Annotated in this window: 13 protein-coding genes; 5 read left to right on the top strand and 8 right to left on the bottom strand. The window is 44.8% G+C overall.

Features of this window, described 5'->3' with window-relative positions; genetic code table 11:
* The 4 genes from PX482_RS04230 to PX482_RS04215 all read left to right on the top strand — a co-directional run.
* Positions 1–180, top strand: a 180-nt coding sequence (locus tag PX482_RS04230) for a zinc ribbon domain-containing protein (RefSeq protein WP_288122099.1), incomplete at its 5' end; no start/stop codon positions are given.
* Between the two features lie 439 nt (positions 181–619).
* Positions 620–1,384, top strand: coding sequence for a hypothetical protein (locus PX482_RS04225; RefSeq protein WP_147070965.1), 765 nt, complete (start codon positions 620–622; stop codon positions 1,382–1,384).
* Positions 1,385–1,444: 60 nt separating this feature from the next.
* On the top strand, positions 1,445–1,594 hold the full coding sequence (locus PX482_RS04220; RefSeq protein ID WP_288122098.1) for a hypothetical protein: 150 nt from the start codon (positions 1,445–1,447) through the stop codon (positions 1,592–1,594).
* Positions 1,595–1,600: 6 nt separating this feature from the next.
* Positions 1,601–6,244 (top strand): hypothetical protein, encoded by a 4,644-nt coding sequence (locus tag PX482_RS04215; protein WP_288122097.1) that lies wholly within the window; start codon positions 1,601–1,603, stop codon positions 6,242–6,244.
* Positions 6,245–6,286: 42 nt separating this feature from the next.
* Here PX482_RS04215 and PX482_RS04210 read toward each other — a convergent pair whose 3' ends face one another.
* From PX482_RS04210 to PX482_RS04175, 8 genes are all read right to left on the bottom strand, one after another.
* The gene (locus PX482_RS04210; RefSeq protein WP_002763301.1) at positions 6,287–7,030 is read right to left on the bottom strand and encodes a DUF1995 family protein; all 744 of its coding nucleotides are present in this window, start codon (positions 7,028–7,030) and stop codon (positions 6,287–6,289) included.
* 326 nt (positions 7,031–7,356) lie between these two features.
* Positions 7,357–7,629, bottom strand: a complete 273-nt coding sequence (locus PX482_RS04205; protein ID WP_002763300.1) for a hypothetical protein — start codon at positions 7,627–7,629, stop codon at positions 7,357–7,359.
* 5 nt (positions 7,630–7,634) lie between these two features.
* Positions 7,635–8,378: a hypothetical protein gene (locus tag PX482_RS04200; protein ID WP_288094507.1), complete on the bottom strand. Its 744-nt coding sequence runs from the start codon at positions 8,376–8,378 to the stop codon at positions 7,635–7,637.
* 121 nt (positions 8,379–8,499) lie between these two features.
* Positions 8,500–10,245 (bottom strand): diflavin flavoprotein, encoded by a 1,746-nt coding sequence (locus tag PX482_RS04195; RefSeq protein WP_002763298.1) that lies wholly within the window; start codon positions 10,243–10,245, stop codon positions 8,500–8,502.
* Positions 10,246–10,435: 190 nt separating this feature from the next.
* A complete protein-coding gene (locus tag PX482_RS04190; protein WP_002763297.1) occupies positions 10,436–10,936 on the bottom strand; it encodes a phosphate-starvation-inducible PsiE family protein in 501 nt (166 codons plus the stop codon).
* A gap of 119 nt (positions 10,937–11,055) precedes the next feature.
* The gene (locus PX482_RS04185; protein WP_288122096.1) at positions 11,056–12,780 is read right to left on the bottom strand and encodes a diflavin flavoprotein; all 1,725 of its coding nucleotides are present in this window, start codon (positions 12,778–12,780) and stop codon (positions 11,056–11,058) included.
* A 643-nt stretch (positions 12,781–13,423) separates the two neighbouring features.
* Entirely contained in the window at positions 13,424–13,909 is a 486-nt protein-coding gene (locus PX482_RS04180; protein ID WP_002763295.1) for a DsrE family protein, read from the bottom strand.
* 143 nt (positions 13,910–14,052) lie between these two features.
* Positions 14,053–15,732 (bottom strand): ABC1 kinase family protein, encoded by a 1,680-nt coding sequence (locus tag PX482_RS04175; RefSeq protein WP_288122095.1) that lies wholly within the window; start codon positions 15,730–15,732, stop codon positions 14,053–14,055.
* 280 nt (positions 15,733–16,012) lie between these two features.
* On the opposite strand from PX482_RS04175, the gene PX482_RS04170 reads away from it, so the two are divergent.
* The gene (locus PX482_RS04170; RefSeq protein WP_002763293.1) at positions 16,013–16,195 is read left to right on the top strand and encodes a hypothetical protein; all 183 of its coding nucleotides are present in this window, start codon (positions 16,013–16,015) and stop codon (positions 16,193–16,195) included.
* Positions 16,196–16,295: the final 100 nt, after the last annotated feature.

Raw genomic sequence — 16,295 nt, 5'->3', positions numbered from 1 at the left:
GAATGGGATTGTCCAGACTGTGGGACACACCATGACCGAGATGTTAACGCTAGTAAAAATATTTTGGCCGCAGGGCCTGCGGTGTCAGTCTGTAGAGCGACCATCAGACCAGAACAGAGTAAATCTGTTAAGGCAGGTGCGGAACCCCGCAAGGGAAAGAAGCAGAAACCTAAATCGTGAGGTTTGGGAATCGCCGTCCGTTTTACGGCGGTGAGGATGTCAAGGTCAAGTAATTTCTACTACTCTCGTCTCCGACTTACCAGAACTCGGTCAATTAACCGCCAAACAAATCTCTCGCTTAGTTCCTAGAGATTCACACTTTTTGTTATCTCTAATCAAGGGTTGCGCTTGCTTTGGTTTAACCTGAGCAGCTTAGCTTTTGCTGCGCTTTTTTCCGGCTTGAGATTTTGAGTTTTACGGCAACTGCTTGAGTTTTTTTTTAAATTCCCCCTTGACCATCAAGACAGTCGCTACACTATACTCGTTGTCAAACAGCCAAGTTATGGTTCACAATTGTGTCATTTTATGGGTAAATTCACAAAGTGTCACAACCGTTAGTGAAACTTGATCAATCTTTTTCTAACATAAAAGAAAGAGAAATAAAAATGGGGTGATTGAGATGTTTTTAAGCTATCTAGGATTTATCGGATTTTGTGTGATTTTTGGAGCCTTAGTCTTACTAGCTTTTGGAATTTTACAATGGTTGCACATCCCGTCAGGAAATTTAATCGATTGGTTGATTGGGATCGCCAGTTTTTGGTGGTTGTTAGTGATTGTGACTGTTCCTTGGAACATTTATTTTGATGCCCAGGAAGTCATCGCAGAAGCAGCAATTTCTCAAGAAAAAAATATTCCCGTAGATCGGAAACAAGTTGATTATGTTAAGACAGTAGCGCGTTGGTCAATTCGGCTCGCAATCGCCTTACATTTGCTGTCAGGAATTGGACTTTATACCTTAGCAGCAACGGGAATTAGTGCAGTAGGATATGTGAGTTCCGGTGCAACTTTATTATTGACAGCTTTACGTCCGGCGATTCGGGCTTATCAATATTTAGCCGTGCGTTTGTCAATGATTCGAGAACAGATTAAGTATCCCAGAGAGGATGTAGTAGAGTTGCGCGTTCGCGTCTCTAATTTAGAGGCTAATGTGGCAATAATTAGGGAAAAACTCGATACAGAAGCAAATATACAGCAACAAGAAGTCAAAATAACTCGCCAAGAATTAGCCCGTCTGAAAGCCTTACTAGAAAAATTAGAAGCTAAAAATCAGGTTGAACATGAAACCTTATCTCAGGAAGCACAAAATGCGATCGCACAACTGACAGAAGACAGTCAATTTCTCAATCATGTACGAGAGATTATTCGCTTTTTCAAGACAGCTTAGATGAGATTAATTTCTTAAGAGATCTAACCAAGGCTGAAACCTTTACTGTTCCCTGTTCCCTTGTCTCCACAGTTAACTTTAACTTTACCTTTAAGTGGTCGGACAAAAGTAAAGTTAACCGTGGGAGTCAGGAGTCAGGAGTCAGCAAGAATTGCCAGAATTACATTTCTTAAGACAGACGAGAGAATTTATGTCCGACTACTTATCTGATTACTTATGTCCTTTCAAGAGAAGCGAATCATCCCCATAGAAATCGTCAATCCCAACTCGCCAGCCGAACTTTTACTAGCTCTCAATCAATGGCTAGAATTAGAGTTGATTGCCGACAAAAGACTAGAATTAGCAATAAATGCGAGAGAAAATTCAGTTCAAGAAACCCTCGCTCTGACAATAACCACCAGCGTCCCTATATCTAACTTTTTAGAAGGTTTGGGGCAATGGCAGGAGCGAGGCTGGCTGACTGCTTCTCAAATCCGGGTTGTTATAAGAGTGAGAGCTTCCCATCCCTCTCTACTACAAGGTTTAGAACAATGGCTCCAATTAGGATTACTTGGGGAATCTCAAGTCAAGCAACTGTGTCGGGAAAACCTCTCCTGTGTCATGCCTATACTGACAACTGCCCCTACCAGAGAGCCGCTGCCAGACCCCATCTCCTCCCAGCCGCCTCCCCCACCCGCGCTACCTTCTCGACGGCCAGAAGCTCCCCGTAGAATCCCGCCACGGCCGCCAACATCTCCTCGACGGCAGGAAACTCCCAGCCAGTTTGGACAAATGTTACAGTCTCTGATGGCAGAATTGAGCGTCCTCTGGCTGCTGCTGTTGGGAGTCTTCATGGTGGTCATCTCCTCTGGTGTCCTCGCCGCCAACTTTTGGGAAAAATTCTCAAGCGCCGGACAGTATGGGGTTTTGTGGCTTTATACTTTAGCTTTTTGGGGAGCCAGTTTTTGGAGTAGCCAACAGCCGGGCCTGCGCCTGACCAGTCAAGCTTTGCGCCTGGTTACCCTGTTGCTAGTACCGATGAATTTTCTGGCCATGGATAGCTTGGGCTTGTGGCGCAACCCTCTAGCCTGGTTGATTGTGGTAGTGGCTGCCCTTTCCCTTACCGCCGTAACAGTTCAACTATTCCGGGGGAGGTACGGGGGAACTGGCCCGGCAGGATTTTCTCAAAGTCTGCCGAATCACTTGGGATTGAGCTATCTGCATTGGGGATGGGCAATTGGGGGTTTTCCCTTGCTGGCAACTTACTTGGGCGTGGTGGGAACAACTTTGATCTCCCTTTCCCGTGTTCCTGAAGGAGCCGGACAAGAAGCAGCATCAAGGAGAGAAAGATTAGCCCCTTTTAGCTTAAATGAGGCAATTGTCGTCTATGGGCTGGTTATCCTGCTGGTGCGGGCAATTTTTATCGCTCAGGTAGAGATTAGCCAATTGGGGCTGGCTGTGGGGATTTGCGGCTGGTTAGCCAGTTGGCAGACCAGACAATCTGTTTCCTTGTGGCAGCGTATCGGCGGTAGCTTGCTGCTGCTAGGTTGGTTACTGTCGGTGGGTGAAACACCTTGGCAAGCCCTAGCAGTGAGTGGTTTATCACTCCTGTTTTTTGCCCGACGCATCGGTTACTCCTGGCGGAAGTTCGACTTGGCAGCAGCCTTGCTGATTGGGTTGCAGGGGTTGTGGCTGGCTTGGCGCTTACTTCCAGACACTTTCAGGCAAGGGGCAATCACCTTGGGGACTGGTTTAACTGGCGCTGAAGCTACCCCTTGGGCGTTACTAAGCTTAGTTTTCTTTCCTTACCTAGTCTTAATCCTATTCCTGACAGATTGGTTCTCCCAATTGGGCAAGCGGGAATTAGCCTCTTTTACCGGCTCGATAGCCTTGTTCTGGGGAACAACCTTGACCTTTTGCTCCTTAGTCAATCCTGCCTTGAGGACGCTCAACTTGGCAGCTTCAACCCTGGCGTTAGTAATTTTCAGCCAACGGCAAGTCAAACTAGCTTCCCTTCAAGAGATTTCCCGCCGTTTTCTCTCCCTGGCCTATCTCACTCACCTAGCTGGCTTGCTCACCCTAATTTTGGCGATTGACTGGGGATGGCCAAGGCTGAGTTGGGCAGTTTGGGGCGTGATTTTAATCATGCTGGCGGTGCTGGAATTGGCATTCAGCGTGAAACAGCCCTTTCCTCCTACTTCCTTGCTCCATCTCCTACACCACACAACTTGGAAGCTGGGACTAATCTTGGCTGGGCTATCCTATGGCTTGTTTATCCTCAATCAGGTGGCAGTTTTCGCCCAGTTGACCTCTGTGTTGGAGCGCCCGCTTATGGGGCTAGAGTGGGGCTTAGTCTGGGGTTTGGCTCCCCTGGCCCTGACTGGGGTGGGAACTTGGAATCTGGCTCGGCGGGAAGTTGCCAGTTGGTTGAGTATAGACGCTTTAGCCCTGTGGCAGTGGCTTATCTTAACAGCCCGACCCCCGCAAGGGTTGGAACCAGGAATTGCCTCAATTAGCTTAGGGATAGCTACAGGATTGATGTTCGTCAATAGCCGTAACTTAGAGCAGGTAGCAGCAGCAGCGATTACCGTAGGTTTTGGCTTGAGTTGGCTGGCACTGTCTTTGTGGGATGGCAGTTTTGGTTGGGCATTGCGGCAAGAAGCAAGCTGGCTGTTGGCAGGGGTAATTACTGCGACAAGCTTGTGGATTCTCCGCCAATGCTTAAGGGCATTACCGAATAATTTGGCGAGAATTTATGCCCAGGTTAGCGATGGTTGGGCAACTTGCCTCTCGCTCCTGATGTTATTGGCGCTTTCTGGTAATGTCCTTAATGCTCCAGACGGTAGAGAAGCGATCGCCACTTGGCTGCTGATGGGGGCGACAGCTTATCGCAGTTGGCAACCCTCGCGCCAACCTAACCTAGTCATTTGGTTGAGCATCTCAGTCCTGCTAGTTGCCCAAATTCCCACCTGGGTAGGGGAAGAAACTCGTCTCGTCACCCTAGCGATCGCCACTGGTTTGATGTTCTTTCAGACTCATCGCCTACAAAAATTAGCAGCGGCTGCCATCACGGTCGGCTTGTCCTTGGGCTTGAGCGTTGCCTTACTAGAGAGATTGCCTCTCCCTGGATTAGATTGGCTGTTGGCGGGGGCAATCGCCCTTATCCCCCTCTCCCTCTGGCTGTTGCGCTATTGGTTGAGCCAGCGTACTTCTGCACTTGCTCTCCTCTATGCCCGCGCCTGCGATGGCTGGGCAATTGCCCTCTGTAGTCTGGAGTTAGTCGCCCTGACTCTCCATTCTCTAGCCGTTTACTCGGATTGGATGGCTGCCTCGATCCTTCCTGTCCTAGCGGCTGCCCTGACTTTAGGGGCGATCGCCTATCGAAGCTACCTCGAGCCGAGTAACTGGGGCATCTACGGGGTAGGCTGGAGCTTGGAACTGTTCACCATCGAAGTTCTCAACCTAACTAAGCAGTCTTTAATTGCCCTAGCGATCGCCAATATTCTCTTGGGATTGCTTACCCAACTGTTGGGAGATTGGTGGCACAGAGATCACAGGCGGGAAATGCTCAATAGCTGGAATATCCTACCCTTGCTCTATGGGGCCTTAGGAGCGGCTCTGCGTTGGGGATTTTTCAGTAGTTGGACTGGCTTGAGTTCTCTGGGACTGGTACTGATTGCCATCGGAGTTGGGCGGCGCTCTCCGGCCAGGAAGCCCTTGTTGTACCTGGGAATTGGCGGGATATCCATCTCAGCCTACGAGCTATTGTTTTATCAAATTGCCGACCTGTCCCAAGGCGATCAATTTTTGGCAATGGCAGCCCTGGCCGCCAGCTTGGTTTACGGCTATCGATTGCTCTCTCCCTGGTTGGCTGGCTACTTGCATCTGACGGCCTCAGAATTGAAGTTGGTTGCCCACCTGCACTGGGCTTTGGGCAGTTGCCTGTTACTAGGGGCTTTATTCTATCCCGTTGCAGTCAATCAACTGTTGGGATTGGCAACCGGTATCTTTTTGACTCGTTATGCTATCTGGCAAGGGCGCAACCATCCTGACCAGGCGATCGCTGAAATCTGGGTCTATCTGGGTATTCTAGAAGCGACTGGGATTGGGGCCTATGCTGCCAATACTATTCCTCCAATGGAATTCTTCTCTCAATACCTAGTTTCTTGGTTGGGAGTAATCGCCTCTGGGGTGGCTGTTTTCACCTATCTGCTCCCTTGGCGGCTTTGGGGCTGGCCGCCTCGTCCTTGGCAATTCCTCGCTCTTGTTCTTCCAGGACTCGCCCTTGGGGGCAGTTTAGACAAGCTCAATCCCCTAAGTTTGCTGGTGGTGGCTGGATTCTATGCTTGGCTGGCTTGGCTGCGGCAGCAACCCCGGTGGCGCTATCTTACCCTCTTGTTAGTGAATTGGGCGATCGCCCTTTGGCTGGCGGATTTCTCTCTGGCAACTCCCTTCGCCTACAGCAGTCTTGTCGGATTGTCTATCCTCTGTCTTGTCTGGATAGAACCTACCTGTCAGGGGAGGCAAGGCAAATCCTTGCGCCACCTGCTTCGCCTCTTGGGAACAGGCATTATTGCTAGTGCGGCTCTCTGGTTTCATCATCAGACGGGAATCCTGCCTGGCATCCTCAGTTTAGTGGCAATTTTTGCCGGATTAGCCTTACGAATTCGCGCCTTCCTCTATCTTGGCACTTTTACTTTTGTGGCTAATGCTTTCTATCAGTTGGTAATTTTGATTTCCCTTTATCCTCTGCTTAAATGGATTATCGGATTGCTGGTGGGGGTTAGCTTGCTCTCAATTGCTGGCAATTTTGAAACTCGCCGTACTCAATTAACTAGCTTGCTGCAAAATTGGCTCAGAGACTTACAGGAGTGGGATTGACATACTCCCACCGTCACAGCCTAACTTGACGGGGGGAGTATGTCACTGTTGTAATGCTTTTAAGAAGCGTCCCATAGTGGCAAATAAACCGGACTTTTTGGCTTTATTAGCAGGATTAGAACTATCATTAGGAGTATTACTAGAAGCTTTCAGAATCAGATTTTCTAAAGCTTCCCCCATGGGTTTAGTGGATTGTTCGGAAATTAACTCGTAACCGTCTTCTTTTTCGAGCCAAACTTGCCACAAAGAAGGATAGGAACGATAAACGATCGCTGATTCCAAGGGACGAAAATAATAACAACTTTCTAGGGTACTTAAAAATCTTTCTCGCAATTGTCGGGCTGCGTAACCGATACCCACTACCGATACATCTTCCAATTGGGGAATCAGAAGAACCACGGGGCGATCTTCGGCAAGGTAACAGAGTTTTTCTACGGAATTAATCTCCACCGAGGAGGGACAAACAACTAAAAACGCTTCATCTTCGGGCTTAATTTTGTTTTCGATGGGAATAAAACGACTACCTAAATCTCCCAGTTGAAAAACTGTTTCTCCCCAATCCCGTCGGGCTAACATGGCGGCTCCAGTATCGGGAAAAATTACCCTTAAACCAGAACCATAACTGTCAAAAATAGAGGCAAAATCAAGGGCTAAAGCTTGTGCTTGTAGAGCAATTTCTGGGATAACTAATTCCACTTGTATGCGTCTAGCTCCCGATTCTAGAGCCAGTTGGGTGGCGGCTTTCGCTTGCAGGATTGTTTCTTCTAGGGAATTGGGTAGGGTCATTTCAGTTATCAGTTATCAGTTATCAGTTATCAGTTATCAGTGACTACCTCTGGTCGTCGGGGGCTTAAAATCAGAAAGATTTTAATTTTTATAAAAGGTAGGGTTGATTCATAGTAGGGTTGATTCATAGTAGGGTTGATTCATAGTAGGGTTGATTCATAGTAGGGTTGATTCATAGTAGGGTTGATTCATGAATCAACCCTACCCTTAATAGATGAAGTGTGAGAAGACTTGGCATCATCCCCAGCATTAAGATAAATCCTATAAAATACTTTTAGTTTTTAAGAAGAAAGTCGGTAATCGGGGAAAAGGTGAGGAGAGAAAGCTTAGGAAAGCTGATAGGAGCCGTGACGTTGGGCATAATAATCGAGAATTGCCGTGACTAGAGTGCGATCGCTTTCCTGAAAAGTCTCGGTATAGTTAATTTCTAGACTACCGATCTGACTTTGATGATAATCGAATTGTTGGAACTGCTGGGGAGTGAGATGGGTTTCCACACCCTGAACCTGTTGTAAATGGCTGGCTAATTCTCGATAGATAGCCAAGGGCATTTGCGGATAAATAATGGTTTGTTTTTGTTGAATAGCAATCGATCGCACGGGTTTTATTCTCCTGATTCGGAAACATTATAGCTGATCGAGGCTTGCGGTGCGGCGGCCGGTTCGGGTACACCATCCCCTAAACGACGGGTAATAGTTCGACCGTATTGTTCTAGGACAATATAGGGATTATCGGGATTAGTATCGATCGCTTTAACTAAAATTAAACCATTAGAGAGGGTAGAACCGGGGATAACTCGACGTTCCGTGGCTTCTCCGGGGGCTTTCACGATCGCCATAGGAGTGGTAGGTAACTGGACGATGCCCGATACTTGCACTTCTTCCGCTTCCGTTGGTTGCGGTGGTGGTGGCGGCGCTTTAACTATCGGTCGTCTGGGAGTGGCACGATTACCTCCGGGTGCAGGTGCGGCTGCGGGACGATTACCTCCGGGTACAGGTGCGCCAGTGGCCGCTGGAGTCCCAGCTGGGGGTTTTTCCGCCGCTGTAATCGTAATATTTGGTTGTAGGGGAAAGGGGGCAAAGGGATCGCTGCGACCGCGATTAATTTCTGCCCGTTTTTGGTCAGGATCGGTAGCGGGAATCAATCCCGCTACCCTTGGGGGGGTTGGTTCGGTGGCCGGTTGCACAGCACCGCTAAAGGCAGGTGGTTGGGCAGCCGGGGGACTAGGAGAGGGGGTGGGGGTTTCTTGGCTGGGCGGTGGGGATTGATTAGCTTGGTTAGAAGCTGGACATCCCACCAACAATAAAGCGACACTCCCCACCGACAGTATTAGCGGCAATTTTTTCATAGGGAAACAAAGACAAAATGGCCCGGTCGGACAACCTTGGATAATAACATAACCTATCTTTCCCAGAAATCTAGGCTGATTACACGGGGAAAGTCAGGAACTTTGCCCCGCTAGTCCAGTTTTAATACTGACTACCGGATTTACGATGACCGATGGCGGTGACACCGTTACTATCCAAAACTTGACCCCGCTCGACGGTAGCATAGACTAACCAGCGATCGCCGCAGAGTTGTCGCTCTTTCACCGTACACTCTAGATAGGCGAGACTTTCGCTTAAAATCAGACAGCCATTTTCCCCGACTTGGGTTTCTAATCCCGTAAAGACATCACCGCCAGATTTGATGCGATTGGAAAAATGGCGGCGTAAATTGCGCCCTTCCTTGAGAATATTCAAGGTAAAGGCGGTTCCCGAGTTAATTAGACGGTCGGCGGCTTGTTCGTCGGCAACGGCGATAATTAGCCCCGGGGGGTTAAAACTGGCTTGGGATACCCAAGAGGTCAAGAAACCAGCATGATCCTCGCCCTGACGAGTGGTGAGAACAGAAAGGGAACCGACGATCCGGCCAACGGCCTGGGCAGTGCGATCAATTTGTGTTTCGGTCATTCCCTGTTGGGGAACCCGCAATTTTTTGGTTTTTTTCAAGGCCCTGGCGAAGGTTTCTCCGGCTAAATAACCTGCTTGTAAACTGCTTTCTGTGGGGCTAAAACGCACGCGCAAGGATTCAAAACCGAGGCAATAATTGGCATCTTTGAGTTTAGTTTCAATTAAATCGACAGCTTCCCCACTCCAACCGTAGGAACCAAAAACCCCGGCTAATTTAGTTTTTGCTGCCGTGGAAAGAACGATTCCTAAAGCAGTTTGGATCTGGGTAGGAGCGTGACCGGCTAAGGTGGGAGAACCGATAATAAATCCGTCACAATTTTCGATCGCTTGACTAATTTCGGCGGGGGTGGCAAACTCACAATTTATTGATTCTACGGCCAGATCATTTTCTAATAATCCTCGTTCGATCGAGCGGGCCAGGGTGGCAGTATTTCCGTAGGCAGAAGCATATAATAAAGCCACTTGTAGAGGTCGAGTTTTTTGTTCTTGACACCAATAACGATAATCGTGGGCAAGACGACTAAGACTATGACGAATTATCGGACCGTGGGCGGGTGCATAATATTGGGCGGGAAATTCTTTAATTTTGTCGAGGGCTGTTTCTACCGCTTTGGATTGCACGGCATGGAGACAATCAAAATAATAACGACGATCCACATCTAATTCTTTCCAATTTTTATCCCAAAGAGCGTCACTGCACAGATGTACACTAAAGAATTTATCGCTGTATAAAATTTGGGTTTTTTGGTCAAAAGTGCAGATACCATCAGGCCAGCGCGGCGTAGGGACATTAATAAAACTGAGTTGATGACCTTGCCCTAAATCAAGGATTTCATCGCTTCGTATGCCCAAAATTTGGGCATCGGGAAAGGCATTTTTAAGGGTATTGACGGCAGCTTTAGAACAGAGGATGCTGATTTGATGGGTGGCGGCTAATAAGGCCTTTAAAGTGACGATACGGTTGGGATTAACGTGACTGAGAATCAGATAATCGAGACGATGTAAGGAGATATATTGACGAATTTCTTCTAAATAAATTTCCGTGAAGGATTCTCCAGGGGGATCGATTAAGGCGGTTTTATCGCCACAGATAAGATAGGAATTAGCGGTGGTTCCCCGTTGACGAGCATATTCTATTTCAAATTTTAATCTGTCCCAAGTACGGGAGCGAAAAACCCAAGTTTTATCGGCAATTTCTGCGGTTTGAACATCGCGGGAGCGATTATTAATAGCAGGATTGGGAATTAAGGTATTAGTGGTCATAATTGTTAAGTTGGGTGTGGGGTGTGGGGTGTGGGGTGTGGGGTGTGGGGTGTGGGGTGTGGGGTGTGGGGGGAGTGAGGTTTTAGAGTTTTAGTTGAAATTACTCTATCTCCCCATTACCCTATTCCCCCATTTTCCTATCCCCTTCTAACTGATAACTGATAACTGATAACTGATAACTGATAACTGACTAAATTTTGCTGTTTATTTCAGTTAATTCTTTAACTAAATGTTGACGATAACGTTCAGAAACTTTTTGTTCAGGATCGATACCTTCAAAGGTGGGAGGAAGCCAAACTCTTAACACCATTAATGTACCGAGAACTATTAGAAAAGCACAGGCAGCTAATACTTGTGTCCAATTAGTTTCTAGGACTCCTCTAACAATTAATTCTCGCAAAACCGAGACGATAGAAACTTCCACGGCAACACCGATAGAAACTCGTTTTTCTTGCAAATAAATAATTAACAATCGGAACAATTCTACTAGAATTAAGAGGAATAAAATATCGGCGGTAATAATCCGAAATTGAATCGGTGGCAGCAGAGACATAAACATTTCTCTGACTTCTAACACCATGAAGCTAAATAAACCGATACAGAGAGAAATGACAATTAAATCTTGAATCATTTCTAAGACTTGCACTACTCGCACCATCATTGGGGAAGGGTTTTTAATTGGTTCGTACATTTTATTTCTCCTAAGATTGATAGAATTGGGTGTTAGCTGTTGGGGGGATTTTTCAGTGAGCAGTAACCAGTAATCAGTAATCGGTGAACTGATAACTGATAACTGATAACTGATAACTGTTAATAATGGTTGCCAACTTTGCGATGATGGACAGCAGTTAAGACATCTAAACGGGCAACTCGTCCGGTATTAACGGTACAATAAACTACCCAATGATCGCCGCAATCTAAACGACTGGTGACTTCACATTCTATGTAAGCTAAGGCATCCGCTAAAATTGGTGATCCATTATTGGCAGTATAGGTTTTAATGCCTTCAAAACGATTGGCACTGGGAGAGAAACGCTTGAGGAAATGTTTCATTAATTTCTGGTAATTATCCTCAGCTAAAACATTTAAAACAAAGGTATCGCTAGGCTGTAAAAAGGATACCATTGCCCGATCTTTGGCCACTGCAATCGCCACACCTAAAGGATTTAAACTTGCTTGTGTCACCCAAGAGGCAACCATAGCACTAGATAAATCAGTTTTTTGGGAAGTAATTAGGTATAATCCAGTGCTAATACGACCTAAAGCTTTTTCTAAGTCGTTGTTAATCGATTTAATTTGTTTAATCGTTTTTTCTCGGCTTAACCATTGGCCGAGGTCGGTTCCTGCTTCATCGGCAATTAAATCGAGGGATTGATGGGAATTGTCTTTAACTAAAAGAGGAGGAAAAGCTTCGATCGCCCCGATTTCCTGTAATTTATTTCTCAAGGGAAAAATTGGTTCATCTTCCCCACCTCCTGACTCAAATAATCCTACCGCTTGTTTGCCATTAATTGAAGCAAGAATTGTGCTTAAAATCGTCTGGTTAATCGGGGAAGATTGGGGAGGCATTCCGATGACAACTCCCTTAGACTGATTGATTAATTCTCTGACTTCGTGGGGATCAGCATTATTCATATCGACTAATTCTGTCACCACATCAGTTTTAGTCAAACCCTGACTAATCATAGTAGCTAAATGTTCGCTTTGTCCGTAATCTTGGGTAAAGAATATAGCCACTAAAGTATCGGCAGAAGTTTGTTCTTGACTCCAAGTTTGATAGCGTCCCACCCAATCAGAAATATGGTGTTTTAATAGGGGACCGTGACCAGTGGCAATGAGATTAATCTCAAATTTCTCGATTCTTTTAATTGCCCCTAAAACTGAACGAGCATTCGGTCGCATCAGACAGTCATAATAGGTTTGAAAATCGCCTTCTAGCAGCTCTTTTGCTTGATCGTAGGTTTGATCATCACAAAAGTGCATTCCGAAGGCATCACAGGTAAAAAGGGTGGCAGTTTTAGCATCAAAAGTGAAGATAGTATCGGGCCAATGAAGATTAGGGGCTGCAACAAATTCTAAGACATGACCATTACCTAAATCTAAAGTATCACCACTTTTAACTATTAACTGTTTAAAGGGTCTGTGTACCATGTTTTCGAGGAATTGCATGGCAACTTTTGCCCCCACCACGGTAACTTCTGGGACTAATTCCAAAACCTCTTTGACTAAACCACTGTGGTCGGGTTCGGTGTGACTGATAATTAAATAATCAAGATGATTGATGTTGATTAGTTTAGTTAATTCATCCAGATAAAGGCGATCGAATTTGCGGTGAGATGTATCAATTAGGGCGGTTTTTTCCCCTTGAATAACAAAAGAGTTATAAGTCGTACCGTTTTCTAAACCAAATTCGATATCAAAACGATCGCGATCCCAATCCAAACAGCGCAAGGTAAAAGTATTTTCGGCGATTTCTTGGATTTGTGTGGTTAAACGGCTGGTTTTAGCGGGTTTTGGGGTGATTAAAGCAACCATAATTTCTATCTCCCACAGGATTTGATTCGGAACTGCATTTGCTTAATTCCTATGGTGACTTGCTTTCAGCGATTTGTAAAATACCAATTACTAAAGTAAATGATTAGTTAGATTTATATAGTTTTTTATCTATGGTTACGGATATTAATTTGAGTGCCAGCGTTGCCGAATCAAGATAAGCTAAACGGCGCTTAACCTGCATGATCCAATAGCTATAACCCTTTTGGAGTCTATATCGGTGATCCGAAGTAAAAGCCGTTTAGCTTAGGATACTAAATCCGGTTATTAAAGACTGATTATTTATTGCTCCTCTTGCCTATTGCAAGAGTGCATGAGTGCCTGTCCTGATATGTAGCCTATACTCAACGGATTTAGTATGAGTCCCTCGTATCGATTTCTCAACGTTTGTCTCTGGCACTTTTTTGACTAAAAAAGTGCCAAAACCGTTTTCTAGTAGGCTTCCAGTAATATTCAGCAAACCCTAGATAGTCAACAGATTAGCTTTCTGGGAGGGCGGTCCACGAACCAAGAAAAATGGTATAACGACTGAGTCAAGAGCGGCCGCTCTTTTAAGCAAAAATAAATCTACTAATAATAGAGACCTTATTGTTAAGGTCTCTAGATTCTCTAGAAAATGCTAGATTTACCAGCTAATTACTTTAACCGTTTCGTTAAATAAATTTGCTTCTAGGGAATCGGGGGAACTTGTCACCACACCGGCAATTAGATCTTCGGGTTTTATTGCTGCTTGTTTCATACAGGAGGGACAAATTAAGACTTTTCCCCCTTGACTGATGAAATCTACTAACATTGCTTGCAGGGTTTTACCGGTGATACCGTTAGTGTGTTGAGGAATTGTCTTCGCAGCCAAGTGTACCCCTGTAATATTCAAAAAAATAGTGGTTGAGTGACCTTTTTTCAACATATTGGTGGCGACACCAATGGCCATTGCAGCTCGCCAAGGATCATCGGTGGTTAAATTAACAAATAAATCGGATTTTTGTTGACCGACAGCGATTATTGCTTCGTTAGTTTGTACTGGAGAAAGGGAAGGATTAGCCAAGACTGGGATAGATGTAACTAAGGATAATCCGACAAGGGAACCAAGGGCTAAAGATTTTAACAACATTTTCTTGTCCTCTTGCTGCTGGGTGCAATGAAAACATTTTCATTATGATAACTTCTGGAAAATCTTGTCAACAGACAGCCTGTCAAACTTTAATTTTTGTTGCCGATAACAAAAGCCATCTACTAATTAAAGATGATAATTATTTACTTATCTAACATTTTATCTAATCTTTCCTGAATCAATAAGTCCATGGAAGAACGCAGAAAAAATAAACCAAATAAACCCGCTAAACTGAAGGGAATAATGGCTAGTTTGCTATAGTTAGTGTCTAATAAAAATATGGCTGATATAAGGCTAAATCCCAATAGACAGACATTAATTAATACTTTAATTCCCAGATAAATTCTTTTCAGAAGTCGTTCATTTTCCCGTGACTTAACTTGAAAAACTAAATTTCCTCGCTCGATTTTTTCCTCTAATTGACGGAGTATTCTCTCGTTTTTATTACCTTTTTGCCATTGTTGTTTAAGAAAAGTGCGCGCTTGATTAGCTAGGATAAGCATGGTGTTGGTAGTTCCTCCTGATACTGCTAGACTTTTCACAAAAGGTTGACTAGCTGCTAATAAATTATACTGGGGATCTAAAGAGCGGGCAATCCCATCCAAAGTGGTGACAGATTTAATAATAAAAGTCATTTGGGGAGGTAAGCGAAAAGGTTGCTGTTTAAACATTAAATACACTTGATCGCTTATTTGTTCAAAGGCCCTCACATCTACCGGTTTATCGCGAAATTCATCCAAAAGAAACTGCACGATATTTCGCACAGGTTGCAGGTCTCTAACGGGTTCAATTAACCCCATATACATCAAAGTTTTTAAGATTGTTTCTGTATCCTTTCTCAAGATAGCGAAAAAGGTTTCGATCATTTGATCTTTAGCGACGGACTTTAACTCGAACATCGTGCCGAAATCGTAGAAAATTAACTCCCCTTCCTGACTAACTGCCATATTACCTGGATGGGGGTCTGATTGGAAAAAACCATCCTGTAATAGTTGTTTGAGATAGGAACAGATCCCCAGTTGAATAATACCATCGACGTTAATATTATTAGCTATTAAAGTCTCTCGATCATCAACTTTAATCCCCGGCACATACTCCAAAGTTAATACCTTGCGAGTGGTATATTGCCAGTAAACTAAAGGGACTTTTACCTGGGGATAATTCTTAAAATTTTCCCGAAAGCGATCAGCATTTTTCCCCTCATGAATATAATCGATTTCTTGAAAGAGTAGCTCAAAGAATTCTTGATAGATAGCTTCTAAATTATATTTTTTCACTACGGGGAAAACATTTAACCAACGGGTGAGACGATGCAACAATTCAAAATCGAGATTAAATAGTCCTTCTAGATTCGGTCTTTGTACCTTAATAACCACCTCTTCCCCACTTAATAACTGCGCTCGATGCACTTGTCCTAAACTGGCACAAGCGAGGGGAGAAACGCTAAAACTTGCAAATAAATTATCTAGGGGTTGTCCTAATTCTGTTTCGATAACTCGGATCGCTTCTTGACTATTAAATTCGGGAACTCGATCCTGTAATTGGGTTAATTGTTCGATATATTCGAGCGGAATTAAATCTGCTCGCGTCGATAAAGATTGTCCAATTTTAATAAAAGTTGGTCCTAAATTCATGAGGCGATCTACTAACCATTTCGCTCTCCTTTGCCGTTTTTTGCCCCTATTAGCCCCCGTTAAACGATCCCAGATCAAAAAAGTCAAAAACTGCGTTGTAAAGCTAAATATCTCCAATTGACGAATAATTGGTGATCGCAAGCTTTGCTGCCAATGTAAAGATCTGGGGGAATCAAAGGGAGTAAGCATCAGTTATCAGTTATTAGCTCCTGAAGGACGCAAAGCGCCCTAAAAAGAAAAAGAGAAACTAGGGGGAAGCCCTGATCTTATAAATCTGGAAGTATCCTGAACTCAAACCGGAGTAACAATGGTGTCATTAGACCCGATTATCAGCAAAGGTCCCTAGGAAAGAGGAAAAAAGAATTGCCGAGACGAGGATTAACTCGTGAACCCGTGGTCGAGAATCAAGTAAAAAACCCTTCCTAGAACCAGGGTACTTCCCCGATCATAACTCGGAGCCAACAAAGCCATGACCAAATCCCGAAACAAGTCCCCAAAAACCCAAAGTAGTGACCAGAAGTTAAATATCATCAATGCCAAGGCGGCGGGAATTGACCTGGGAGCCAGAGAACATTGGGTCTGCGTCCCCCAAGAATTGTCCCAGGAGAATATGGCTCTTCGGTTTGTGTTATGCAATGGACGGGGGTTATAAGGGATGGAACCCTTATATAGAAAGGCATTTAGCGATTTTTGTCAATTATTTCTTATCTAGAGCGAACTAATCAATTAAGTCTCTTGCCAGATAAGGATTT

Source organism: Microcystis sp. M53602_WE12 (assembly GCF_030065455.1).
GTDB lineage: Bacteria > Cyanobacteriota > Cyanobacteriia > Cyanobacteriales > Microcystaceae > Microcystis > Microcystis aeruginosa.
The sequence above is the reverse complement of the archived record's forward strand: the minus strand, read 5'-3'. Positions and strand labels throughout refer to the sequence as shown.

Excerpts from the sequence above, each read along its gene's own strand:
- PX482_RS04225 (WP_147070965.1), top strand. The coding sequence starts at position 620 with ATGTTTTTAAGCTATCTAGGATTTATCGGATTTTGTGTGATTTTTGGA.
- PX482_RS04215 (WP_288122097.1), top strand. The coding sequence starts at position 1,601 with ATGTCCTTTCAAGAGAAGCGAATCATCCCCATAGAAATCGTCAATCCC.
- PX482_RS04210 (WP_002763301.1), bottom strand. The coding sequence starts at position 7,030 with ATGACCCTACCCAATTCCCTAGAAGAAACAATCCTGCAAGCGAAAGCC.
- PX482_RS04200 (WP_288094507.1), bottom strand. The coding sequence starts at position 8,378 with ATGAAAAAATTGCCGCTAATACTGTCGGTGGGGAGTGTCGCTTTATTG.
- PX482_RS04195 (WP_002763298.1), bottom strand. The coding sequence starts at position 10,245 with ATGACCACTAATACCTTAATTCCCAATCCTGCTATTAATAATCGCTCC.
- PX482_RS04190 (WP_002763297.1), bottom strand. The coding sequence starts at position 10,936 with ATGTACGAACCAATTAAAAACCCTTCCCCAATGATGGTGCGAGTAGTG.
- PX482_RS04185 (WP_288122096.1), bottom strand. The coding sequence starts at position 12,780 with ATGGTTGCTTTAATCACCCCAAAACCCGCTAAAACCAGCCGTTTAACC.
- PX482_RS04180 (WP_002763295.1), bottom strand. The coding sequence starts at position 13,909 with ATGTTGTTAAAATCTTTAGCCCTTGGTTCCCTTGTCGGATTATCCTTA.
- PX482_RS04175 (WP_288122095.1), bottom strand. The coding sequence starts at position 15,732 with ATGCTTACTCCCTTTGATTCCCCCAGATCTTTACATTGGCAGCAAAGC.
- PX482_RS04170 (WP_002763293.1), top strand. The coding sequence starts at position 16,013 with ATGACCAAATCCCGAAACAAGTCCCCAAAAACCCAAAGTAGTGACCAG.